At 50.9% G+C, this 22,493-nt stretch carries 23 protein-coding genes; 7 read left to right on the top strand and 16 right to left on the bottom strand.

Features of this window, described 5'->3' with window-relative positions; genetic code table 11:
• The first annotated feature begins 121 nt into the window (after positions 1-121).
• Positions 122-1,294, top strand: coding sequence for an MFS transporter AraJ (gene araJ, locus ACLJTG_RS11815; protein WP_410958982.1), 1,173 nt, complete (start codon positions 122-124; stop codon positions 1,292-1,294).
• A gap of 19 nt (positions 1,295-1,313) precedes the next feature.
• Here araJ and mak read toward each other — a convergent pair whose 3' ends face one another.
• Positions 1,314-2,222, bottom strand: a complete 909-nt coding sequence (gene mak / locus ACLJTG_RS11820) for a fructokinase (RefSeq protein ID WP_001219276.1) — start codon at positions 2,220-2,222, stop codon at positions 1,314-1,316.
• 125 nt (positions 2,223-2,347) lie between these two features.
• Here mak and rdgC point away from each other — a divergent pair, with 125 nt between their 5' ends.
• Positions 2,348-3,259, top strand: coding sequence for a recombination-associated protein RdgC (gene rdgC / locus ACLJTG_RS11825; RefSeq protein ID WP_000964301.1), 912 nt, complete (start codon positions 2,348-2,350; stop codon positions 3,257-3,259).
• A 37-nt stretch (positions 3,260-3,296) separates the two neighbouring features.
• Here the strand turns inward: rdgC and ppnP are convergent, their stop codons facing one another.
• The 5 genes from ppnP to ACLJTG_RS11850 all read right to left on the bottom strand — a co-directional run bounded on the left by ppnP (position 3,297) and on the right by ACLJTG_RS11850 (position 5,983).
• Positions 3,297-3,581, bottom strand: coding sequence for a pyrimidine/purine nucleoside phosphorylase (ppnP, locus tag ACLJTG_RS11830; protein ID WP_000941945.1), 285 nt, complete (start codon positions 3,579-3,581; stop codon positions 3,297-3,299).
• 70 nt (positions 3,582-3,651) lie between these two features.
• A complete protein-coding gene (locus tag ACLJTG_RS11835) occupies positions 3,652-4,329 on the bottom strand; it encodes an AroM family protein (protein WP_001276437.1) in 678 nt (225 codons plus the stop codon).
• A 250-nt stretch (positions 4,330-4,579) separates the two neighbouring features.
• On the bottom strand, positions 4,580-4,771 hold the full coding sequence (yaiA, locus tag ACLJTG_RS11840; protein WP_001143161.1) for a protein YaiA: 192 nt from the start codon (positions 4,769-4,771) through the stop codon (positions 4,580-4,582).
• 26 nt (positions 4,772-4,797) lie between these two features.
• Entirely contained in the window at positions 4,798-5,343 is a 546-nt protein-coding gene (gene aroL / locus ACLJTG_RS11845; protein WP_000983569.1) for a shikimate kinase AroL, read from the bottom strand.
• Positions 5,344-5,527: 184 nt separating this feature from the next.
• Positions 5,528-5,983, bottom strand: a complete 456-nt coding sequence (locus ACLJTG_RS11850) for a YaiI/YqxD family protein (protein ID WP_000158137.1) — start codon at positions 5,981-5,983, stop codon at positions 5,528-5,530.
• Positions 5,984-6,122: 139 nt separating this feature from the next.
• Here ACLJTG_RS11850 and proC point away from each other — a divergent pair, with 139 nt between their 5' ends.
• Positions 6,123-6,932 carry a pyrroline-5-carboxylate reductase gene (gene proC / locus ACLJTG_RS11855; RefSeq protein WP_017465389.1) on the top strand — a complete coding sequence of 270 codons (810 nt, stop codon included), beginning with the start codon at positions 6,123-6,125 and terminating at the stop codon, positions 6,930-6,932.
• Between the two features lie 14 nt (positions 6,933-6,946).
• Here proC and adrA read toward each other — a convergent pair whose 3' ends face one another.
• From adrA to ACLJTG_RS11880, 5 genes are all read right to left on the bottom strand, one after another.
• Entirely contained in the window at positions 6,947-8,059 is a 1,113-nt protein-coding gene (gene adrA, locus ACLJTG_RS11860) for a diguanylate cyclase AdrA (RefSeq protein ID WP_079951160.1), read from the bottom strand.
• Positions 8,060-8,150: 91 nt separating this feature from the next.
• Entirely contained in the window at positions 8,151-8,471 is a 321-nt protein-coding gene (psiF, locus tag ACLJTG_RS11865) for a phosphate starvation-inducible protein PsiF (protein WP_079951161.1), read from the bottom strand.
• A 348-nt stretch (positions 8,472-8,819) separates the two neighbouring features.
• Positions 8,820-9,080, bottom strand: coding sequence for an anti-adapter protein IraP (gene iraP / locus ACLJTG_RS11870; protein ID WP_001518423.1), 261 nt, complete (start codon positions 9,078-9,080; stop codon positions 8,820-8,822).
• Positions 9,081-9,376: 296 nt separating this feature from the next.
• Positions 9,377-10,588: a multidrug efflux MFS transporter gene (locus ACLJTG_RS11875; protein WP_000446768.1), complete on the bottom strand. Its 1,212-nt coding sequence runs from the start codon at positions 10,586-10,588 to the stop codon at positions 9,377-9,379.
• Between the two features lie 168 nt (positions 10,589-10,756).
• Positions 10,757-11,470 (bottom strand): extensin family protein, encoded by a 714-nt coding sequence (locus ACLJTG_RS11880; RefSeq protein ID WP_000480794.1) that lies wholly within the window; start codon positions 11,468-11,470, stop codon positions 10,757-10,759.
• Positions 11,471-11,547: 77 nt separating this feature from the next.
• On the opposite strand from ACLJTG_RS11880, the gene ddlA reads away from it, so the two are divergent.
• The gene (ddlA, locus tag ACLJTG_RS11885; protein ID WP_198898205.1) at positions 11,548-12,642 is read left to right on the top strand and encodes a D-alanine--D-alanine ligase; all 1,095 of its coding nucleotides are present in this window, start codon (positions 11,548-11,550) and stop codon (positions 12,640-12,642) included.
• Between the two features lie 25 nt (positions 12,643-12,667).
• Here ddlA and ACLJTG_RS11890 read toward each other — a convergent pair whose 3' ends face one another.
• Positions 12,668-12,883 carry a DUF2754 family protein gene (locus tag ACLJTG_RS11890; RefSeq protein WP_001239240.1) on the bottom strand — a complete coding sequence of 72 codons (216 nt, stop codon included), beginning with the start codon at positions 12,881-12,883 and terminating at the stop codon, positions 12,668-12,670.
• A 267-nt stretch (positions 12,884-13,150) separates the two neighbouring features.
• Between ACLJTG_RS11890 and ACLJTG_RS11895 the strand changes: the two genes are divergently transcribed.
• The gene (locus tag ACLJTG_RS11895; protein WP_000763139.1) at positions 13,151-13,459 is read left to right on the top strand and encodes a YaiY family protein; all 309 of its coding nucleotides are present in this window, start codon (positions 13,151-13,153) and stop codon (positions 13,457-13,459) included.
• Between the two features lie 37 nt (positions 13,460-13,496).
• Here the strand turns inward: ACLJTG_RS11895 and yaiW are convergent, their stop codons facing one another.
• Positions 13,497-14,591 carry a surface-exposed outer membrane lipoprotein YaiW gene (gene yaiW / locus ACLJTG_RS11900; RefSeq protein WP_001271416.1) on the bottom strand — a complete coding sequence of 365 codons (1,095 nt, stop codon included), beginning with the start codon at positions 14,589-14,591 and terminating at the stop codon, positions 13,497-13,499.
• A gap of 14 nt (positions 14,592-14,605) precedes the next feature.
• Positions 14,606-15,826 (bottom strand): peptide antibiotic transporter SbmA, encoded by a 1,221-nt coding sequence (gene sbmA, locus ACLJTG_RS11905; protein ID WP_000477023.1) that lies wholly within the window; start codon positions 15,824-15,826, stop codon positions 14,606-14,608.
• Positions 15,827-16,172: 346 nt separating this feature from the next.
• On the opposite strand from sbmA, the gene ampH reads away from it, so the two are divergent.
• The gene (gene ampH, locus ACLJTG_RS11910; RefSeq protein WP_000830777.1) at positions 16,173-17,330 is read left to right on the top strand and encodes a D-alanyl-D-alanine-carboxypeptidase/endopeptidase AmpH; all 1,158 of its coding nucleotides are present in this window, start codon (positions 16,173-16,175) and stop codon (positions 17,328-17,330) included.
• A 44-nt stretch (positions 17,331-17,374) separates the two neighbouring features.
• Here the strand turns inward: ampH and iprA are convergent, their stop codons facing one another.
• Together iprA and ACLJTG_RS11920 are read right to left on the bottom strand one after the other, a co-directional pair.
• Entirely contained in the window at positions 17,375-17,998 is a 624-nt protein-coding gene (iprA, locus tag ACLJTG_RS11915; RefSeq protein ID WP_000950242.1) for a hydrogen peroxide resistance inhibitor IprA, read from the bottom strand.
• An 85-nt stretch (positions 17,999-18,083) separates the two neighbouring features.
• Positions 18,084-20,906: an autotransporter outer membrane beta-barrel domain-containing protein gene (locus tag ACLJTG_RS11920; protein ID WP_079951164.1), complete on the bottom strand. Its 2,823-nt coding sequence runs from the start codon at positions 20,904-20,906 to the stop codon at positions 18,084-18,086.
• A gap of 512 nt (positions 20,907-21,418) precedes the next feature.
• Here ACLJTG_RS11920 and hemB point away from each other — a divergent pair.
• A complete protein-coding gene (gene hemB / locus ACLJTG_RS11925; RefSeq protein ID WP_000130724.1) occupies positions 21,419-22,393 on the top strand; it encodes a porphobilinogen synthase in 975 nt (324 codons plus the stop codon).
• Positions 22,394-22,493: the final 100 nt, after the last annotated feature.

Here is a 22,493-nt window from a genome sequence, read left to right on the forward strand (position 1 = left end):
AATACACAAAGACGAATAAGGAATGGTATTACCTCGCGCTTATCCGCAAGCTATACGTTGATTGGCTGTGACAATTCATAGCCGCAGCGCGCGACATGCGTCTTCATTTTCGGCAGGTGGTATGAAAAAAGTTATTTTTTCTTTGGCGCTGGGTACGTTCGGACTGGGGATGGCCGAGTTTGGCATTATGGGCGTGCTGACGGAGCTGGCACGCGATGTCGGGATAACGATTCCCGCCGCCGGGCATATGATCTCGTTTTACGCCTTCGGCGTCGTGCTGGACGCGCCTGTTATGGCGCTCTTTTCCAGCCGCTTTTCGCTTAAACATATACTGCTGTTTCTGGTCACGCTGTGCGTGATGGGCAATGCCATATTTACCTTTTCCTCGTCATATCTGATGCTCGCCGTCGGCAGACTGGTTTCCGGCTTTCCGCACGGCGCCTTTTTTGGCGTCGGCGCCATTGTCCTGTCAAAGATTATCCGCCCCGGGAAAGTCACCGCCGCCGTCGCGGGTATGGTTTCAGGAATGACGGTGGCGAATCTGGTGGGCATTCCGGTCGGCACTTACCTGAGCCAGGAATTTAGCTGGCGCTACACCTTTTTATTGATCGCGGTTTTCAACATCGCCGTGCTCACCGCGATTTTCTTCTGGGTGCCGGATATTCGTGACAAAGCCCAAGGCAGCCTGCGCGAGCAGTTCCACTTCTTGCGTAGCCCCGCGCCGTGGCTCATTTTCGCCGCCACGATGTTCGGCAATGCGGGCGTTTTTGCCTGGTTCAGCTATATCAAGCCATTTATGATGTACATCTCCGGTTTTTCGGAGACGAGCATGACGTTTATTATGATGCTGGTCGGGCTGGGGATGGTGTTAGGCAATCTGTTAAGCGGCAAACTCTCCGGCAGATATACGCCGCTGCGCATCGCGGTAGTGACTGACCTCGTTATCGTGCTCTCTCTCATGGCGCTCTTTTTCTTCAGCGGATACAAAACGGCATCGCTGACTTTCGCGTTTATCTGCTGTGCTGGTCTGTTTGCGCTCTCTGCGCCGCTGCAAATCCTGCTGCTGCAAAACGCCAAAGGCGGCGAACTGCTGGGCGCGGCGGGAGGACAAATCGCGTTTAATCTCGGTAGCGCGATTGGCGCCTGGTGCGGCGGGCTGATGCTGACGCTAGGTTTTGCGTACCACTACGTGGCGCTTCCCGCCGCCCTGCTCTCGTTTTCCGCCATGTCGTCGTTGCTGGTATACGGACGTCTAAAACACAAGCAGCCATCGGTCACGCCGGTTGCCGGATGACGTCATCCGGCTAGAAACGTTACGCCAGCGGCCACAGCCAGGCCGCGCCGCGCACGCCGCTTGAATCGCCATGCCGCGCCTTACGTACCGGCGTCTCGCACTCGCCGCCAAAAACAAACGATTTCATCAGCGACGGAACCGTCTTGTACAGGCGCTCAACATTGCTCATACCGCCGCCCAGCACAATGACATCCGGATCCAGAATATTCACGACATGAGATAATGCTTTCGCCAGCCGTAGCTCATAACGGCTTAACGCCAGTTCCGCCACGGCGTCCTGCGCGTCGACCAGACGAATAATCTCATCGCCTTTTAGCGTTTTACCGCTCAAACGCTGGTAATCCGTGGCAAATCCCGTACCGGAAATAAAGGTTTCGATACAGCCTTGTTTACCGCAATAACAGGGAATTTCTTCGCGGTAACGCAACTCATCGTCATCCATCCACGGCAACGGATTGTGGCCCCATTCGCCTGCCGTACCGTTGCCGCCGATGTGCGCCCGGCCATTTAGCGCTACGCCCGCGCCGCACCCGGTACCGATAATCACCGCAAATACCGTTTGCGCCCCCGCCGCCGCGCCATCTACCGCCTCTGATACCGCCAGGCAATTGGCATCGTTGGCTAACCGCACTTCACGCTTCAGACGACGGCTCACATCGCTATCGAACGGCTGGCCGTTAAGCCACGTAGAGTTAGCGTTTTTTACCACGCCGGTGTAAGGCGAGAGAGAACCGGGAATGCCAATGCCAACGCTACCGGTCTGGCCGGTCGCCTGTTCCGCCATGTCGACCAGCGTAGCGATGGTTTCTATCGTTTGCTGATAATCCTCCCGCGGCGTAGGCAGACGATGGCGAAACCGCTGCTCTCCTGCATCATCAAGCGCAATGACTTCCGTTTTTGTGCCGCCTAAATCGATACCAATACGCACATACCGCTCCTCATTTTTTGGGAATATCAACAGGGTAGAATTCACTGTTCTGATTGGCAATGCAAGCCTGCCGACAATTCGTTACTATACCGCCTGGATTTAACGACAAGGCCGTGGAAATTATCATGCTGTGGTTCAAAAATTTAATGGTTTACCGTCTTAGCCGCGATATCACATTACGCGCCGAAGAGATGGAGAAACAGCTCGCCTCAATGACGTTTACCCCATGCGGTAGCCAGGATATGGCCAAAATGGGCTGGGTTCCGCCGATGGGCTCTCACAGCGATGCGTTAACGCACACCGCCAATGGCCAAATTATTATTTGCGCGCGCAAAGAAGAGAAAATCCTGCCATCGCCAGTGATCAAACAGGCACTGGAGGCGAAAATCCAGAAACTGGAAGCCGATCAGGGACGCAAGCTGAAGAAGACGGAAAAAGATTCCCTGAAGGATGAAGTGTTGCATTCATTGCTGCCGCGCGCGTTTAGCCGCTTCAGTCAGACAATGATGTGGATTGATACCATTAACGGCCTGATTATGGTTGACTGCGCCAGCGCGAAAAAAGCGGAAGATACTTTAGCGCTACTGCGTAAAAGTCTTGGCTCGCTGCCGGTCGTCCCGCTGGCGCTGGAAAATCCGATTGAGCTGACGCTCACCGAGTGGGTGCGCTCCGGTACGGTCGCTCAGGGTTTCCAGTTGCTGGACGAAGCCGAATTGAAAGCGATGCTGGAAGATGGCGGCGTGATCCGCGCGAAAAAGCAGGATCTGGTCAGCGACGAGATCGCCGTTCATATTGAAGCGGGTAAAGTGGTCACGAAGCTGGCGCTCGACTGGCAGCAGCGTATTCAATTCGTCATGTGCGACGACGGCTCCATTAAGCGTCTGAAATTCTGCGATGAGCTGCGCGATCAGAACGAAGATATCGACCGGGAAGATTTTGCCCAACGTTTTGACGCGGACTTTATCCTGATGACCGGCGAGCTGGCGGCGCTGATTCAAAGCCTGGTGGAAGGATTAGGCGGCGAAGCGCAGCGCTAACCAGAGGGTCCCTCTCCGCCGGAGAGGGGACTCACCGTTACAAATAGCGGCACAGATACGAGGTGGGCTCAGCAACCTGTAGATGAAACTCACTGTGGCCAGGCACGTTAAACACCTCACCGGCTGTATACACTTTCCATTCGACAGTTCCCGGCAACAGTACCTTCAACGCGCCGCTCACAACCGTCATCTCTTCGGGTTCGGCGGTGCCAAAGGTATACTCCCCTTCCGCCATCACACCAACGCTGGCCCGGCCGATGCTACTGCTGGTAAATCCAATAGACTTCACTTTCCCGGAAAAGTATTCATTGCTTTGTAGCATAATCAGGCCCCGTCTCATTATTAAATTAACACCCAATATAGAGTCCTGACGTTCGGCCTGTCACGTAAAATTAGACAAGCAGTTCTGAAGCTAACCGCGCAATCAAAACGTTAGAGAGTAAAACCGGCACATCCAGCGCCTGCTGTAAAATATCCCGATGACGCTGATGAAAACCCAGACAATCCAGCATAATGACGTCCGCGCCTTGATCCAATAGCGCCTGCCCGGCATCAATTAACTGTTGCTCAGAACCGTGAACCGGATTCGCCAGCGAATACACCGGCGGCATTTGCAATACCTGCCATTTTTTCTCCTGGGCCGCCAGAAGTTCTGCAACAGGCACAATCACGCCCACCTGATGCCCATCCACAATAGAGGCGACAAGCGGTGGAATAATACGCAGCGGTTCAAGCAAAATAGAATTACGGGCTGCCATACTTTTAATCGCCGCGGTGCTCATCAGTATAATGACATCGTAACCCTGGTTATCCAGCACCTCGACAACGCTCTGTAAATCTCGCTCCACTTTCTGGCGGGAAACATGGGCTATCTGGTTATCATTCAGCAACGTCAAAAGCGGATCGTCGCCAGGCTCTACAGCGTAATCCGCCATAACGTCTTCCCGGCTCATTTTTCCCAGCAGGCTATGATGGGTGATGTGTTGTTCGTCGATGTATTCCGTCAGAAGCGGTAACACTTCGCTCATTGGCACAACGCCGATTGTGAGGATTGCCAACGACGCACTCATTTTTATTCCACCTTATTACTTCGTCGTAATTCCCGGGCAAATATTCACACGCTCACCGCGCTACCTGCCCTACAAATCTCAGAAAGCGTAGCAGCAGATGAGCAACGTATTGTGTAAAGATTCCAAATAACTCCAATATTGTATTGTTATCGCTTAATTTACGGTTTTAGTTGCCAGTATAAATGTTTCAAGAATGTGATGGAGATACAATTTAGGGGTACTCAGAATCCCTTCCGAGTGGTTCATGCGTCTATGATTTATCCGGATCTTCGTAACGTTTTTTCGCATCCATCGCTTCTTCTGCGGTCGGATGCTCGCTGATGAGCGAATCAGGTTTCGGATGGTCAGCCCGTAGCTGATACCACGTCACCGTCTGGCCCGGCGTGCCTTTTTCAATGGTGACGATATAAGCTTCCCGCGGATAAGGTGGTCTGGTTGGCATAGCGTTTCCTTTATTCTGGGTGAGCGTTAAGTATAGACATCTCCCTGTAACCGTTGCGTCGACGGCGGCAGCGCCGCAATAATTTCAGAAACGACCTGGGCCGGCGCTTTCGTCGCGTCAATAATGTAATGCGCCGTTTCGCGATACAACGCGTCACGCTGCTCAAGCACTTCCCGAACCTCTTCGCTCAACGGCTTGCCGGTGAGGGTCGGGCGCAGATCCGCTTCAGGTTCAGCCTCAAGCCGGTTAACCAGCGTGGATACCGGCGCGCACAGATAAATCACTACGCCAACACGGTGCATATAACGTCGGTTATACTCCGTGAGAATAATACCGCCCCCCGTCGCCACGACAGTCGAAGGCGCGCTTACCGCCTCCAGGGCCGCGGTTTCCCGGGCGCGGAACCCTCCCCAGCCTTCTTTTTCAACGATATCAGCGACGCTCATCTGCACGTGCGATTGCAGCCAGCGGTCGGTATCCGCAAACCGGAAACCGGTTGCCTGCGCCAGCGCCATACCGATGGTGGTTTTCCCACAGCCCCGCGGGCCAACAAGATAAAGAGGTTGCATCATAGCAGGCGTTCCCCCAGGAACTGCGCATACGCAGGATTTGATATCAGCAATGTTATAATCATATCATCTAACTAGTACAATGCATAAATGTAAATAATAATTTACACAAAGGTACTAAAGTCACAATATTAGTACTATAGCAAGAATCAGAAATGAATAAACTGTAAATTTTTCATTACAGGATTTATTTTTTACGCTGGCTTTCCAGCCACCACTTATCCAGCTCGGCGGCAAAATGCTGACGATCGCGCGGCGAGAGAGTGTTTGGCCCCCCCGTTTGTACGCCGCTGGCGCGTAGCGTGTCCATAAAGTCACGCATCGTCAGACGTTCGCGAATCGTGGCGTCGCTATAGCGTTCTCCCCGGGGATTAAGAGCCGCAGCGCCTTTTTCCAGCACTTCAGCCGCCAGCGGAATATCCGCGGTAATCACCAGATCGCCCGCTTCGCATTGACGCACGATTTCGTTATCCGCCACGTCAAACCCGGCGGCCACGCGGAGCGTGCGGATAAAACGCGAAGGCGGCACGCGCAAGGCCTGATTGGCAACCAGAATAAGCGGCAACTGCATCCGCTCGGCGGCGCGGTACAAAATTTCTTTAATGACATTCGGACACGCATCCGCATCCACCCAGATGGTCATAATGTCTCCCGTACGGTATACAATCTTTTATTGTCTCGCGCTTTTGTCTTTCATCAAAGTGCTGTTTCTCCTTCTGCCCGTTTTCAATCCGCGTTAAGCTAACCATTCCCCATAACACACAAACATAGGGAATGACGAGATGGAGAAGAAAATCGGTTTTATTGGCTGCGGTAATATGGGCAAGGCTATTCTTGGCGGACTGATTGCCAGCGGTCAGGTACTTCCCGGTCAGATCTGGGTCTACACCCCCTCCCCCGATAAAGTTGCCGCCCTGCATGACCAGTACGGCATTAATGCGGCGCAAAGCGCGCAGGAGGTCGCTCAGGTCACGGATATCGTTTTCGGCGCGGTAAAACCGGGCATTATGGTGAAAGTGCTCAGTGAAATCTCCTCCAGCCTGAACAAAGACTCGCTGGTGGTCTCTATCGCCGCAGGCGTAACGCTTGATCAGCTTGCGCGCGCGCTGGGACACGACCGTAAAATCATTCGCGCTATGCCGAATACGCCGTCGCTGGTCAACGCAGGAATGACCTCCGTCACGCCCAACGCGCTGGTCACACCGGAAGATACGGCTGATGTGCTGAATATTTTCCGCTGCTTTGGCGAGGCGGAAGTGATTGCTGAGCCGATGATCCATCCGGTGGTTGGCGTGAGCGGATCTTCGCCGGCCTACGTCTTTATGTTTATCGAGGCGATGGCGGACGCAGCCGTTCTGGGCGGTATGCCTCGCGCTCAGGCTTATAAATTCGCCGCGCAGGCCGTCATGGGGTCGGCGAAAATGGTACTCGAAACCGGAAAGCATCCCGGCGAACTGAAAGATATGGTGTGCTCGCCTGGCGGAACGACGATTGAAGCCGTACGCGTTCTGGAAGAACGTGGCTTCCGCGCTGCGGTAATAGAAGCGATGACGAAGTGTATGGAAAAATCAGAGGCGCTCAGTAAATCCTGAAGCCCGGCTGGACGTCATGCCGCCACTTCGGTGCGGTTACGTCCGGCATTCTTTGCTTTGTAAAGCGCCATATCCGCAGACTTTAGCCATTCCCGATAATGACCGATTTGTGGCGTTAACGGCGCCACGCCCACGCTGATACGTAACATGACCTGCGGCGCGCCCGGCAAGCGTAAGGTATTTAGCCGTTCATGCACTCGCGACATGGCGGTAATCGCGCTGTCTGCCGGCGTTCCGCACATAATCACCGCAAATTCGTCGCCGCCAAAGCGCCCGATAATATCACTCCCGCGTAGCGTTATCTGTAATTGACGCGTCAGGGCGATAATAGCCTCATCCCCAACATCATGTCCCCAGGTGTCGTTAATGCTCTTAAAATGATCGATGTCGATAATCAACAATGTCGCCTCCCGATGGTGGCGTCGGCTGTGATCGAATTCATTACGTAATAAAATTTCCCAGTGGCGTCGGTTATAGACGCCGGTCATGCCATCCCGCGAACTCATCGCCTGCAAGCGTCGCTTATGTTCCGCTAATTTAATGGCCGTTTGGTAACTTACCCAGGCGAACAGAAGCGGATACAACATAATGACGGGCAAAGAGAGCGTGACTTCCAGCGACGAGCTTCGCATCGCGACAGGTAGCCCGGTAAGCTGCAACGTCACCAGACATGACGCCAGCAAAAGGCCCATTCCGACAGTGAATAGCCGCCGCCCGCCAGCCCCCATCAGATTCATGCTCATCATCATAAACAGCGCGGCGGCAGGCAACATATTGACGCCCATCAGCGCGATCCACATGCCGGAGAGGATCGCATCCACTTTCAGGTTGTAAATTTCCTGGCGTAGCGGATCAAGGGCTTTCGCCGCCCACTGCCACGCCAGATGCGGCCAGACAAAAGACCAGCCGACCAGTAATAACCACCAGCCGCCAAAGACAGGTTGCGCCACTAACACGGCGGCCACCGGTAAAAACATCCCCCCTAACCCCACCGCACGCGGTAGCCTGATGCGCCGGGCGAAGCGCAACCCGGAGCGCTGACGATCATCAGGAGGGTCAGGCGGCGCTACCGCCTGTTCAACCGCTTTTCGGTAAAAATTTTCATCATTCATTATTTTTGGGAACATTTAGAAACAATTTTCCCAAATTATAGAAACAGAGCGCATGGAGGAAGTATGAAATTTCGGGTGAGTGTTTTTCAGGGCTCACCCGATAGCACTACGCCGCTTTTTTCAGGCAGGCGCTCATAAACTTGCTACGGTCATCGCCTTTCAGGGATTGTTCCGTCGCCTGAACATTGCATTCACGCATTTTCTGCTGTTGCGGCGTCAGGCTTTTCTCGCCAGGGCCTGACTGGCTGTTTTTTAGACAGTCGCTAAGGTAAGTTTTACGTGCATCGCCTTTCAACGCTTGCGCTGTCGCCTGCTGATTACAGGTCGTCATGCGCTGCTGTTGCGGTGTTAACGGTTTTTCGGTTGCGCTGACGGCGGTTAAAAAGACCAGGCCAAAAAGTAAAGTCACCAGTAATGTTATTTTCATAGCACCATCCTTTTGTCAGTGTACGCATTACACGTTGTCCCTTTGGGAAATATCCCAGGGACTTTATATAAGTCTGGCTGTTACTGGCAAAAATACCACCCGGCAGTAAAAGTATTACTTACCGTTAGCAATAAATGTTTTATTGATTGACAAACCGTAGGCTAATGTGCAACTCGATTATCCACAGTCACGCAGGATGCAGAAGAACAACGCATAACGTTACACTGTTATTACCATAGCCGCTTCGTTTTTATTTTCTTCTGGTTAATACAGAGCAAAATAAAAACGAAGCGGCCAGGGCTATTTTATAAAAGTAACGTTATAACAACTGTGTTGTTTTAAATACGATTAGTGCCGGGGGTGTCTCAGCAACTTTTTTACATATTGGCGCAGCAATTCCGTATCGTGATCAGGAACGCTGGCATCCGGCTTTACGCCTTCAAGTGCCCCCTCTACCTGACGTATCAACATCTCCTGCTCGTTTTGCGCCATGTTACGTAACATTGCTGTGACGATAATCTCTAACGCTTCTACCTGAGCAACCAGTTCTTTCGACTCTTCTTCTTTTTGGGCTAGCTTAAGCAACAACTCTGCTATGAGATTTTTCATGACCATATTTCCTTATTAGTTCCAGGGTGACGTTATCACTATGAAGAACCACTGCCTAGAGGCTGAAAGTACTATTTTTATGATACAGGAAGAACTTTACACAAATAATTATCACTGTCGCCGCAGCGAAACGTTTCTCAGGCCGTAAACGAGACGATAATAAACCATCAAAAAACAATAATCACGCTATATCATAATTTAAGGTTATGCCATCTATAGAAAAACTTCACGGATAAAGAATATATCTTTTAATTTAAACCATATCGTAACGGCAGAAGCGCCGTTACGATGCACCGCTATTGGCCTTTCGCTTTTTGCGCGTTACGCCGACGACGTAACGCCAGGGTCAGTTGCCCGATATTGATCAAAACGATCGCCGCCGTAGCGATAAAAACCCAGCGGAAACCGGCCATCGCCGATACCGTCGCGCCCATCAACGGCCCAACCACGTTGCCCAGGTACATAAATGACTGGTTGTAGCCAAAAATACGTCCGGTAATTTGATCGCTGGAGTATTTCACCAATAACGTTTGTACGGCGGGTAACATCGCGCCATCGGCAAAGCCTAACAAGAAACGTAACAGCCCCAACTGGAACGGCGTGGTGACCCAGGACATCGCGAAGAAAAGCAGCACTGCGCAGATAAGGGTGGCCATCAGAATTCTTTCCGTGCCGATTCTGTCGCCAAGTTTTCCCAGACGAGGCGCGGAGATAAGCGCGGAGATACCGGGCACCGAGGCAATTAACCCGCTAAGAAAGGCGATGTTATTACTGTCCGGCATCATTGATTTGATAAACAGCGCCAGAATTGGACTGATGGAACCATTACAGAGTTGAATGACCATCGTGGTAAAAAACAAACTGATCACCAACGCAGGATAAGGTAACGACGCAAAAACGGCTTTACCGCTCAGGCGTTCGCTTTTCTTGATGACCGGACGCACGCCTTCTTTAATTAAAAATAGCGTGACCAGAAAGCTCACCACCAACAGCATGGCGGTAATCAGAAATACCGCCCGCAGCCCGATATGATCCGCGACAAAGCCGCCCATTAACGGCCCGCCGATAACGCCGCTGATCTGCGCGGTAGAAAGCGTACTGAGCGCCCAGCCGCTACGTTCGCGTGGTACCTGAGAGGCTACCAGCGCCATGGCATTGGGGATATAGCCTGACGTTAACCCCATGATTCCGCGCAACAGGAAAAGTTGCCAGACATGGGTCGCAAATGCCTGCAGTAGAATAGCTATCGCCATCCCGAGCGACGCGCGCAATAGCATCAGTTTACGCCCTTTACGATCGGCGAGACTGCCCCACATCGGCGACACAATGGCGGAAATAAGAAACGTGATGCTAAACGTTAACCCGGACCACATTGATAACGCTTCATGGGAAGAGACGCCAAGCTGGGAAATATAAAGGGGTAAGAATGGCAGGATTTGGCTGATTGCCAGCCCGGTAAAAAAACATCCAAACCAAACGGAAATTAGATTAACTTTCCAGGATTCCATAAGACTCGTAACGGTAAGTAGCTGAAAATACGCGCTAGCTTAGCAAGTTCTCTTTTTCCTGGTGGTTCCAGAGGTGCGATACGTCACACTTTGCTATTTTGTCTCCCCGTTCATCATTTTTGTGAAACATGTCACATTATATAGCCGCGCAAGGCAGACGTTTATGCTTTAACGACACACGCCGTAGCCCCGCATTCCAAGATGAAAATGGTTAGCATGCGCAGCGTTATAGTCAGGCCCGAGCCCATTGCCATAATAATGGCAACTGGCGTTTAACATAGCGCGTAACCAGGGCCCCGTCTCCTGACGCCCCCAGCCGCGCAGGACAGTGATTTTTCGGCCATCCGATAGCTGAAACCCGCTGACATCCAGCGCTTCTGCGCTGGCATGTTCACTGCGACGCGCATCCGGGCGGTGATAAATATTACGGCAGGCATAGCTGCCCAGATGTTCGATACGGGTCAGGCGGCGCTTCATCCACGTTTCTGTTAAAGGTTTTGCCTGCTGTTCGACAAACAGCGCGGAGCGCAGCGCCAACGGGCAGGAGGCTAAAAAACTGCTGCTCAGTTTTACCTGGCCAAAATCTCTGACGCGCACAACATGGGATAAGGGACATTCACCAGCGCTATCCGCAACAGGTTGTGATGAAATTAATCCCTGTTGATTGGCCGCCGTCAAAAGCTCCCGGCACTGCGACGGCGTCAGGCGCTGTAGTTTGAAGGTAGTGATCCAGCCTGGCGGATCGGCAAGTTGTAGCGGAGCAAAAGGATTATAATAAGAGGGAAGATAACGATATCCCAGCCCGCCAATGCCGCCCAACAGCACAATAATCAGAAAACCCTTACCTCTCACGCGGCCTCCGTTCTCACATCCCATAAACATTATGGCAGAAGCCCGCGAAACCCGCGTTTTGTCGTGGTAATGTATACGCTTTGCATTCGATGGAATGGGTTTTTAAGATGGCGAAATTGCGGGTAGGAATAGTATTTGGCGGTAAGTCGGCGGAACATGAAGTGTCTTTGCAATCAGCGAAAAATATCGTTGATGCGATCGATAAAACCCGCTTCGACGTGGTGCTGTTAGGGATAGATAAGGCGGGACAATGGCATGTTAACGATGCGGAAAATTATTTGCAGAATGCAGACGATCCGGCACGTATCGCGCTACGTCCTTCGGCAATCAGTCTGGCCCAGGTGCCTGGCAAACACCAACACCAATTGATTAACGCTCAGAACGGGCAGCCGCTACCGACGGTAGATGTTATTTTTCCTATCGTCCACGGTACGCTGGGCGAAGACGGCTCATTGCAGGGGATGCTGCGCGTCGCAAACTTACCGTTTGTCGGTTCAGACGTGCTGAGCTCCGCAGCCTGCATGGATAAAGACGTCGCCAAACGACTGCTACGCGATGCAGGACTGAATATCGCCCCGTTTATTACACTCACCCGAACGAATCGTCACGCGTTTAGTTTTGCCGAGGTTGAATCCCGTCTGGGACTGCCGCTGTTCGTTAAGCCCGCCAATCAGGGCTCTTCGGTCGGCGTCAGTAAAGTCGCTAACGAAGCGCAATATCAGCAGGCGGTCGCGCTGGCTTTCGAATTCGATCATAAAGTGGTGGTGGAGCAAGGGATCAAAGGGCGCGAGATCGAATGCGCCGTATTAGGTAACGATAACCCACAGGCCAGCACCTGCGGCGAAATCGTACTGAATAGCGAATTTTACGCCTACGATACTAAGTATATTGATGATAACGGCGCACAAGTTGTCGTACCTGCGCAGCTCCCTTCCGGGGTGAATGACAAGATTCGCGCGATTGCGATCCAGGCTTATCAGACGCTGGGGTGCGCGGGTATGGCGCGTGTCGATGTCTTTTTAACGGCAGACAATGAGGTCGTGATTAACGAGATCAATACGCTGCCAGGTTTTACCAATATCAGTATGTATCCAAAACTCTGGCAGGCGAGCGGATTGGGCTATACCGATTTGATCAGCCGCCTGATTGAGCTGGCGCTGGAACGCCATACGGCGAATAACGCCTTAAAAACCACGATGTAATAGCGCACGCCCGATAGCGCAACGTTTATCGGGCGTCTTTTACCTCATCATCTTCGCGCCGGCGAATGATGAACCCCGCCAGCCAGAAGCTGATAATCCACGTTACCAGCCCAACGCCATAGGTTTGCCATCCTTTCGCCTCAAAACCCAGCAATCCTACGACGCCATTCAAAATAAAGATAAGGCCAATAGAGAAGGCATAGTAGTGCCAGTCACGACGAATTTTTACAGGCAAACGCATAACGACTCCGACGTATTAACAGCAACAAAAACGTATTTTTGCATACTTCTGGCGAGCGAGTCTGTGGGGGATACGGAATTTCTTAAATGTTAATTGATTTTGATAAAAGTGATCGTTTTGTGACAACTAACAAAAATTTACGCGATGGATACATTCCATATGTGAAATTACCATGATTCTGATATTGACAAACACAATGACCTGTCAGACTTCACAGTAAGCCGATGGCATAACGCCAGATCGTAGCCGATCATCCTGGAGGTCTTTATGGCTGATTTCACTCTCTCAAAATCGCTGTTCAGCGGGAAGCATCGAGAAACCTCCTCTACGCCCGGAAATATTGCTTACGCCATATTTGTACTGTTTTGCTTCTGGGCCGGAGCGCAACTCTTAAACCTGCTGGTTCATGCGCCGGGTATCTATGAGCATCTGATGCAGGTACAGGATACAGGTCGACCACGGGTAGAGATTGGGCTGGGCGTCGGGACGATTTTTGGCCTGGTGCCCTTCCTCACGGGCTGCCTCATTTTTGCCGTTATCGCCGCGTTTTTACGCTGGCGTCACCGTCACCAATAAACCTTAGCGCGCTGGAGAAAATATCCCAGCGCGAAATTTATCGCCCCATACACCGCGCCCGTCGCTCATCAACTCGCTTAGCAAACCAGGCGGTCGTCAGCTTACGCGTGATCTTCGGGCTTTCCAGTTGAATACCGGGCAACATTTCCCGCGCAAGCGTCTTGCCCGTTTTGGCCTCGGCCAGTTTATAGACTTTCTTGTAGAGCGCCGTTTTTTCAAACGCCAGGCTATCGCCTTTCTCCAGTTGGCTGCGAATTTCACGCTCACTCATTCCCAACTGCCCTGCCAGTTTGCGCACCGCTAACTCTGTTTTGCCCGGCTCCTTGCTGTTATAACGAATCAGATCGCCATCCAGCGCCAGTTTTACCCCACTGGCTTTACTGACGGCATTCTGGAACGCAGCGTTACGGCTGGCGTACCATCCCGCGTTGAAGTCGGCGAAGCGGAAAACAGGCGCGCTGTAGTTCGCCGGGTAATTCAGCAAATGGTAAGTTCCAAACCACAACCCGCCACGGCGCGTAAAGACCTCCTGACGTACCGTACCCGTCATCTTCCACGGATAACCTTTCGCGTGCTGTTCGGCAAAGGCAATGCTGACCTGCATCGGGCCGCCCGTATGCACCGGGTTATATGCGCCAAATAGCGTCTGCCCCATAGGGACCATATTGATAAAGTCGTCAAAAATAGCGCTAAGCTGTTTTTCGGTTTTTACCGTGTCCAGGCGTTCGCTATAGCTCTTGCCGTTGGGGGAGTTAATTTTCAGCGCGGTGTGCACCAGAAACAGCGGAATGTGTAGTCGTTCAGCGCGGCGATCAATCTCCTGCCAGGCGATTTTACTTAGCCCCGGCACGACAGGATCCGCCTGATAACCGGACTCCTGCTGGGCGACAGCCAGCACCGAACAGATATTTTCTACCGTCGGTGCCAGCCCCTGGCTCTTAAACGTTGTCGCGATATCTTTCGCCCAGGCCTCTCTGTCTTTGACACTGGCCGGCATTTTCTGACGTACTACGCTTGCCACGTCGACAGGCTTCTCGCCCTTGCTCACCGGCTGCCCGGATTGACTACTACAGCCAGCCAATATGGCGACCGCCAGAAAAGGCAGAGGATAAAGACGGGACGCCGCCGACATAACGTTTCCTTCTGTTAGCTAAAAGAATGGGTCACTTCCTGAACTGGCTGACCATCCAACTGGCGTTCAAAGCTACGTAAACGTTTATAAATAGACATCAGCTCCACCAGAGTCGTCCAGGAGTTAATCAAATACTGGAACGAACCGCGCACCTGGCCAAACACGTTGGTGATTTGCGTCATCAGCCCCAGCGTAATCGTACCGGCAACAATGGAAGGAAACAGCAGGAACAAACCGAAAACGTTATCGACCTGCAAATAGAGAATGCGCGCGATGTTGAAATACATATAGTGAAAGTAGAGACGGAAGTAGTTATGGCGCACCGCGCTAAACAGTTCACGGACGGTGGGCGGCGTGGCGCGGCTGGCGTCATCTTCACCGTAGACCAGCTCCTTACGATAAGCGGCTTCCACTCGCTGATTTTTAAATTCCAGCCCCGGCAATTTGATCCCGACGACCGCCAGCAGGCCCGTCCCCATTAATGACCAGACTATGGCGGCAATGACCAGGCCATAAGGGATATGTCCTACGATGGGTAAATCCGGCACATGCGCTGACAGGGTGACCAACACCGGCAGAAAGGCGATAAGCGTCATGATGGCATTGATAAAACTCACGCCCATGTTCTCCAGTGTAGAGGCAAAACGCATGGTGTCTTCCTGCACACGCTGGGCAGCCCCTTCGATATGGCGCAGGTACTGCCAGTGCGCCATATAGTGCTCATTCATTGCGGTACGCCAGCGAAATACATAGTGGCTGACAAAGAAGTTGTTCAGCACGCCGATCACCACGGCGATAAGCGCAATACCGAGAAACACCCCCACTTCATGATAAAATTGACCAAGAGTGACCTTGTGCGGCGAGCTGAGCGCCGTTTGAATCAAATCATAGAACGGTGCGTACCAGGCGTTAACCGCGACGCCAACCTCCACCAAAAACCAGGTGACAAAAATAATGAGCGAGGTGCCAAGTATCGACCAGTACTGCCAGCGGTGCGGGCTATAGATGAACCAGAACGTTGCAAATAATCCCACGCAAATCAGGTAATAAGCATAAAAAATCAGATAGTCCAGCGACCAAAAGCGCGCTGCGCTGATAGGCACTTCATCGGATGCCCCCACAAGTCGCGCCACCCAATCTCCTCCTCCCGCCTGCCAGAAAATGACGGCGATCAGCGCCCAAACAAACGCCGACATGAAAAACGGCCCTGGCTTTGGGAAAAAAGATTTAAACATCATGCTCTCCTGCTAACTTCTTATCTTTATTACGGCTGCTGTGACGGCGGCAATAGCACGCCATGCCCACGCAAATGAAAGGGCTAAACCAGGCATTGTGACCTACGTTGTGACGCTTAGTTCGCATTTCTGCTCAACAGAATTGTTTCGACGAGTTTCATACACAGCAGGCACGCTGACGCTATCAGGTTATCACAAGCGCTCTATCACAAAAGTAAACATTCTCCATCACGAAAACCCGCCGTTACGTTTTTTCACCCACTTTTTTCTCTTTAACGTTTTGCAATGTGCCGCCGGGTAGTATAAATACGCATAACCACCGTTATTTCACTTATGGACATCACCGTTGAAACGTAGTCTGCTTTTTACTGCCATGCTGTTTGCGGCATCACTTACTTCTGTCCAGGCGGCTCAGCCGATTGCCGATCCGGTTTTTGCCTCTGATATCGTTGATCGTTATGCCGAGCATATCTTTTATGGTAGCGGCGCCACGGGCATGGCGCTGGTGGTGATCGACGGCAATCAACGCGTGTTTCGTAGTTTCGGTGACACCAGACCGGGCAATAATGTTCGTCCACAGCTTGATTCGGTCATTCGTATCGCTTCTCTCACCAAGCTCATGACCAGTGAAATGTTGGTAAAATTGCTCGATCAGGGAACGGTAAAATTAAACGATCCGCTCAGCAAATATGCGCCTCCCGGCGCGCATGTCCCGACGTATCAAGGCACGCCGATTACGTTGGTCAACTTAGCGACCCACACCAGCGCGCTTCCGCGAGAACAGCCCGGCGGCGCGGCGCATCGTCCGGTATTTGTCTGGCCAACCCGCGAACAACGCTGGAACTGGCTCTCTACCGCAACGTTAAAAGTCGCGCCAGGCTCGCAGGCGGCCTATTCCAATCTGGCGTTCGACCTGTTAGCCGACGCGCTGGCGACCGCCTCCGGCAAACCTTATACGCAACTGTTTGAAGAAAAGATTACCCGCCCGCTGGGAATGAAAGACACCACGTTTACCCCTTCTCCCGATCAGTGTAAGCGTCTGATGGTGGCAGAGAAAGGCGCAAGCCCCTGTAATAATACGCTGGCTGCCATTGGCAGCGGTGGGGTCTATTCTACGCCAGGAGATATGATGCGCTGGATGCAACAGTATCTGTCGTCAGATTTCTATCACCGTAGCCAACAGGCCGATCGTATGCAAACGTTGATTTATCAGCGCACACAGTTAAAGAAAATCATCGGGATGGACGTACCGGGTAAAGCCGACGCGCTCGGTCTGGGTTGGGTCTATATGGCGCCAAAAGACGGACGTCCTGGCATTATCCAGAAAACGGGAGGCGGCGGCGGTTTTATTACCTATATGGCGATGATCCCACAATATAATATTGGCGCTTTTGTGGTCGTAACCCGTTCCCCCCTCACCCGTTTTACCAATATGAGCGACGGGATTAACGATTTGGTTACTGAGCTAAGCGGCAATAAACCGATTGCTATTCCTGCATCCTGAGTCGTCGCGCCTCGCGCTATATCAGACGAGGCGCAACATTTTTGTTAATATTCGGAGGGCAAACGGTTAATACTGATCAGTTTGCCTTTATTCATTTCAATGTAATTACCCTTACGCAGGGCCGCGAGAACTTCCGCCACCACCGATCGCGATACGCGCGTTCGTTGATGTATATAATTCATAACACCAATACGTGAGCGAAGTTCTTCATCCCACTCAATCATTGTCATTAATGTCGCACGAATCTGGTCGTAAGAATTATTACCAATGAGCTGCTTGTCACGAAGTTCCAGTACCTGACTTTTCCATACTATCCAACAGAAGGCTTCACGCCACAGCTGGTTCTGCTCAATGATGGCGAGAGTTTGTGATGATGAGAGGCGATAACCGATGCAACCGCTCTCCGCAATTAATTTATATTGTGCCTCTTTTTTCGCCACACCATCGGCTAAGCCGAAAATAAAGGGGGCCTGCACAATACCAATAAGAACTTTATCACCGCGAACTAACGAAACAACCCCCTCTAAAATAACAAAGGTATGGGTATTACTTTCATCAGGTGAACAGATAATCTCTTTATCATTAACAAACTCGAAACGCGTACCATGCTTAGAAAGGCATTTATCGAGTCTGTAGAATTCCTGTAGTGGCTTGCTTAAAGATAACATATGCATTCCTTGCAATAATGCCCGTCAAGTCCTTGACGGGCATTTTTCAGTTTAAATTACCTTTATTTCTCCTGAGAGAAAATGATTACCAGGTATATTTAACACCAACGTTTGCAGACCAGTCTTGATCAACATCACCGCCGCCGAGGTAGTTAGCATCGGTGTAGGCGCTGAAGTTCTTCGTGAAGCTGAACTGAGTACCCAGACCAACACGTACCGCAGAACCTTCTACGCCGTTGTCGATAGAGTCGCCGTTTACGTCAGCATCGTTGTTGGAGTCGTCGTAAACGTAAGCCAGTTTGAAGTACGGGGTCAGCGCCTGATCTTCGCTGTAAGTGAAGGTATAACCTGCATCTACACCGAGTTCATAACGCATGCTGTCGTAAGACTGACCGTCAACTTTCATGTCGTTGCTCAGCTGGTAGTCGTCGCCAGACTGGAACAGACCGGATACGCTACCGTAAGGCGTTACGTAGCCTGCATCACCCAGCTTCAGATCATAACCCAGTTTCAAGCCGAAGCCCCAGGCGTCAGAAGAGGTGTTGCCGTCAACGTAAGTACCGTCGCTCATGTTAGCAGACAAATCGTTGTTGAAGTGAGAGTAGCTCAAGTTACCGTCAACAAAGATGTTGTTTGCGAAACGAGCGGAAGAGTAGATGTAGGCAGACTGGCTGTCCTGATCCACCTGACCGGTACGATCGCTCAGATCGCCTTTCGCGAAGCCTGCTGCCGCACCAACGATCCACTTAGCGTTGTTACCGTCAACTTTGGTATCAACACCGACCATGATGCCATTAACATCCTGATCGTAGTTAATGGTGCCGTTGTCGCCGTTGAAGTTACCGCCGAAGTAGCTTACCCATGCGCCGCCGTTATCCGCCAGACCATGACGAGCGTTGGTCAGACGAGTACCAACGGTGTCTTGTTCCAGGTTCCAGATATTGGTGTTCGCAGAAGGAATGCTCAGCGCCATGTTAGCGTAGTCGGTCAGTTCCATCTGCTGCAGAACAACAGAGTTATCCTGCTGCTGCGCCTGATAGGTGTAAGCGCCGAGGTCAGCTTTGTTAGCTGCAGTAAAGCTAGCAGTAGTGTCAGCGTTATCGTCATAAACACGGACAATTTCTTTATCTTTGTAATCAGCAACAGAACCTGCACCAGTAGCGTTATCAATGCGGACTTTATAGTTACCTGCAACGTCCCCATTAACCGCCAGATGACCATCAGAGTTCAATGCAACCACACCGTAGTCATAATTAGCATCGTAAACGTCGTTGGTAATATAACGTGCGTTGTTCAGATCAGAGTTCAACACATAATCACGGCTGGCGACATTCAGTACGCCACCATCAGTCAAAATCACATTATGTGTATCAACCTGACCCAGACCCAGGTTCAGCTGGGCACCATTATCAACAGTAATGGTATTAGCATACAGAGAAGCGGTCTCTTCTGTCAGAGAAGCGGTACTGTAACTATCCAGATACAGACTATTTGTCGCCACACCACCGGTGTCACCAATGTTCAGAGAAGAAGAATTAGCCAGCGTAATGCTGTCGGCGATTAAACCAGAGTTTTCAACATTTACCTGAGAGACATTATTCACTGTCAGGTCGTCAATATTGGAAATCTTGCGAGTATCCCATTCAGAGCCGTTATCCAGCGCAATATTAAAGATACCGCTCTGATAAACCTCTGCGCCAGCAAGGTGCTCATCATCAGAATAGTAAGTTGAAGACGGCCAAATGCTGTTTGGTACTAAAGCATGCCAATCAGCATCGGTATATCCCCAACCGTACATCTTACCAGTGCCGATTGCCTCAACTTCAGATTGAGCCGCGCCAACCCATTTCGAGCCATTGGTCAGCGTCACGGTTAAAGAGTCAGTATCATCCCAACCATTCGTTGTTGGATTATAGACACCATCATCCGTAGTATCCGTTGCAGGATCACCATTCTCATAGAAGTTGTTGTCGAAGGTGCTACTAAAGAGAATGTCACCAGTGATAGTGGAATGATCAAACGTAGCGGTAGTCTGCATTGAGTTGTCTGCGTTAGTATTATCGCTAACAATTAACGCGGCATCATCAAGGGGATCATCATCATTGTAGCTAAACCAGTAATCTGCAGTGCCATTGTAGTCGCTTGGCTTCTCGCCCTGACCGTAGAAACCATCAGTTCCCAGATCGCTATAGGCACCAGAAGTCAGGACAGAGTCTTTAACAACCAGTGTGTTAGTGAAGATATTATCGCTATTCGCTATACCTTCAACATTATCATACGGGGTATTATCAAGCGTCTGATAGCCCTGTAAGAAAGTGATACCTGCAACATGAGAGTTATTCTGAATGACGATGTCTGACTCTTCATCAACAGTGATAGCATTACCAATATCGTAAGTATCAACAACTTTAGTCGTGGTGGTATCGCCATCAACAACATCATAATAATAATGTTCATAGGTATCGTTGATAGTTGAATTATCAACGGTCAGGCTAAAACGATCGTATTGAGTATGATTCGTACCATCTTCATCGACACCATCATCACATTCATCAGTCATGCACAGAGTAGTAACCATGCCATTGATTGTGCTGTTAGAAATGGACATTGAGTTCGCTGTACCATCAAAACCATCGTCCAGATAGTATGCAGAAATAACGCCATTCACAGTACTTTTATTGATTACTGGATAAATATCGGCATTCCAGATGTTGGTAGAATCAGCAGAAGTGTTATTCCAGTTTACATAGCCATCATACAACCAACCATCATGGTTAGTTACACTGTCGTAACCAAACGTGTTGTAGGTTGTGCCAGAAATATCTTGAGCATTCGCCTGAGAAGTGATTGCCAGAGTGCAAGCCAATGCTAATTGTGAGACTACAAGTTTCTTTTTCCAGGAGTGCATTTGTCATCCCTCCTCAGGGACGTAATATAGTTGATCCATCAATTATCAATGCATAAAAACATACAGATGTTTAGCAAGAAGGATTATGCGGCGTCATTGCTAAAAGGTTCAATTATTCTTTATCCTCAGTCCGGATTCGGACATGAATTAAAAAGGCGTAACAAAAGGAAAATTGATAATTAAAAAGCGTTCTTTTTCATGGCCTTGCAAGACAATAAAAAAACAAAATACATATAAGATGAATATGAATTAAAGAAAAACAAAATAAATATGAATAATGTCAAAATCCACATTTACTTAAATGATGATGAAATAAAACTAAAAACAACGTAAAACTAATTCTTATTTAAAATGATATAGTGCCTGAGGTATTAATCTTCGGTATATAAAAGAAGCGCCATGTTCTGCCGCCGCCGGGGCTGCGCCTGCTACGTTAAGGACCGTTTTCGTAAAACATCTGCCTGCAGATTCAGGTATACTGGGCCTTCGATTCCACAAACATCAGGCAGACCATGACAGACCTTATCCATCGCCCTCGCCGCCTGCGCAAATCCGCTGCGCTGCGCGCTATGTTTGAAGAGACAACACTTAGCCTGAACGACCTGGTGTTGCCGATCTTTGTTGAAGAAGAACTCGACGATTACAAAGCTATTGATGCCATGCCCGGCGTAATGCGTATCCCGGAAAAGCAGCTGGCGCGAGAGATTGAACGTATCGCAAATGCTGGCATTCGTTCCGTTATGACCTTCGGCATTTCTCACCATACTGATGACACCGGCAGCGATACCTGGAAAGAAGACGGCCTGGTGGCAAGAATGTCCCGCATCTGTAAGCAAACCGTGCCGGAGATGATCGTCATGTCCGACACCTGCTTCTGCGAATACACCTCGCACGGCCACTGCGGCGTGTTGTGCGAACACGGCGTGGATAACGATGCGACGCTGGCCAACCTCGGCAAGCAGGCCGTTATCGCGGCGGCGGCTGGAGCAGATTTTATTGCGCCCTCCGCAGCCATGGATGGACAAGTCCAGGCTATCCGCCAGGCGCTGGATGCCGCCGGTTTTACCGATACGGCAATAATGTCCTACTCCACCAAGTTCGCCTCTTCTTTCTACGGCCCCTTCCGTGAAGCAGCGGGCACCGCGTTAAAAGGCGACCGCAAGACGTATCAAATGAATCCGATGAACCGCCGTGAAGCGATTCGTGAATCACTGCTCGACGAAGCCCAGGGCGCGGATTGCTTAATGGTGAAACCGGCCGGCGCGTATCTGGACGTGCTGCGTGAAATCCGCGAACGCACAGAGTTGCCGCTTGGCGCTTACCAGGTGAGCGGTGAATACGCCATGATTAAATTTGCTGCTATGGCTGGCGCCATTGATGAAGAAAAGGTCGTGCTGGAAAGTCTGGGCTCGATTAAACGCGCCGGCGCCGATTTGATTTTCAGTTACTTCGCACTGGATCTGGCTGAGAAAAATATTCTGCGTTAATTCTGTTACAGGGCGGCGCGCTGCCGCCCTTTCCCGACTTTACACCCCACTATTCAGTCGCTGAGTCTAACCCGTTGCCGGACGCGGCTTATCCGGCTTA

Origin of the sequence: Salmonella sp. SAL00672 (assembly GCF_046552175.1) — a bacterium.
In the GTDB taxonomy this organism is placed as follows: domain Bacteria; phylum Pseudomonadota; class Gammaproteobacteria; order Enterobacterales; family Enterobacteriaceae; genus Salmonella; species Salmonella enterica.

Bases quoted from the DNA above. Each gene is read 5' to 3' on its own strand.
- araJ (WP_410958982.1), top strand. From the start codon at position 122: ATGAAAAAAGTTATTTTTTCTTTGGCGCTGGGTACGTTCGGACTGGGG.
- rdgC (WP_000964301.1), top strand. From the start codon at position 2,348: ATGCTGTGGTTCAAAAATTTAATGGTTTACCGTCTTAGCCGCGATATC.
- ppnP (WP_000941945.1), bottom strand. From the start codon at position 3,581: ATGCTACAAAGCAATGAATACTTTTCCGGGAAAGTGAAGTCTATTGGA.
- ACLJTG_RS11835 (WP_001276437.1), bottom strand. From the start codon at position 4,329: ATGAGTGCGTCGTTGGCAATCCTCACAATCGGCGTTGTGCCAATGAGC.
- yaiA (WP_001143161.1), bottom strand. From the start codon at position 4,771: ATGCCAACCAGACCACCTTATCCGCGGGAAGCTTATATCGTCACCATT.
- aroL (WP_000983569.1), bottom strand. From the start codon at position 5,343: ATGATGCAACCTCTTTATCTTGTTGGCCCGCGGGGCTGTGGGAAAACC.
- ACLJTG_RS11850 (WP_000158137.1), bottom strand. From the start codon at position 5,983: ATGACCATCTGGGTGGATGCGGATGCGTGTCCGAATGTCATTAAAGAA.
- proC (WP_017465389.1), top strand. From the start codon at position 6,123: ATGGAGAAGAAAATCGGTTTTATTGGCTGCGGTAATATGGGCAAGGCT.
- adrA (WP_079951160.1), bottom strand. From the start codon at position 8,059: ATGTTCCCAAAAATAATGAATGATGAAAATTTTTACCGAAAAGCGGTT.
- psiF (WP_079951161.1), bottom strand. From the start codon at position 8,471: ATGAAAATAACATTACTGGTGACTTTACTTTTTGGCCTGGTCTTTTTA.
- iraP (WP_001518423.1), bottom strand. From the start codon at position 9,080: ATGAAAAATCTCATAGCAGAGTTGTTGCTTAAGCTAGCCCAAAAAGAA.
- ACLJTG_RS11875 (WP_000446768.1), bottom strand. From the start codon at position 10,588: ATGGAATCCTGGAAAGTTAATCTAATTTCCGTTTGGTTTGGATGTTTT.
- ACLJTG_RS11880 (WP_000480794.1), bottom strand. From the start codon at position 11,470: ATGTTTATGGGATGTGAGAACGGAGGCCGCGTGAGAGGTAAGGGTTTT.
- ddlA (WP_198898205.1), top strand. From the start codon at position 11,548: ATGGCGAAATTGCGGGTAGGAATAGTATTTGGCGGTAAGTCGGCGGAA.
- ACLJTG_RS11890 (WP_001239240.1), bottom strand. From the start codon at position 12,883: ATGCGTTTGCCTGTAAAAATTCGTCGTGACTGGCACTACTATGCCTTC.
- ACLJTG_RS11895 (WP_000763139.1), top strand. From the start codon at position 13,151: ATGGCTGATTTCACTCTCTCAAAATCGCTGTTCAGCGGGAAGCATCGA.
- yaiW (WP_001271416.1), bottom strand. From the start codon at position 14,591: ATGTCGGCGGCGTCCCGTCTTTATCCTCTGCCTTTTCTGGCGGTCGCC.
- sbmA (WP_000477023.1), bottom strand. From the start codon at position 15,826: ATGTTTAAATCTTTTTTCCCAAAGCCAGGGCCGTTTTTCATGTCGGCG.
- iprA (WP_000950242.1), bottom strand. From the start codon at position 17,998: ATGTTATCTTTAAGCAAGCCACTACAGGAATTCTACAGACTCGATAAA.
- ACLJTG_RS11920 (WP_079951164.1), bottom strand. From the start codon at position 20,906: ATGCACTCCTGGAAAAAGAAACTTGTAGTCTCACAATTAGCATTGGCT.
- hemB (WP_000130724.1), top strand. From the start codon at position 21,419: ATGACAGACCTTATCCATCGCCCTCGCCGCCTGCGCAAATCCGCTGCG.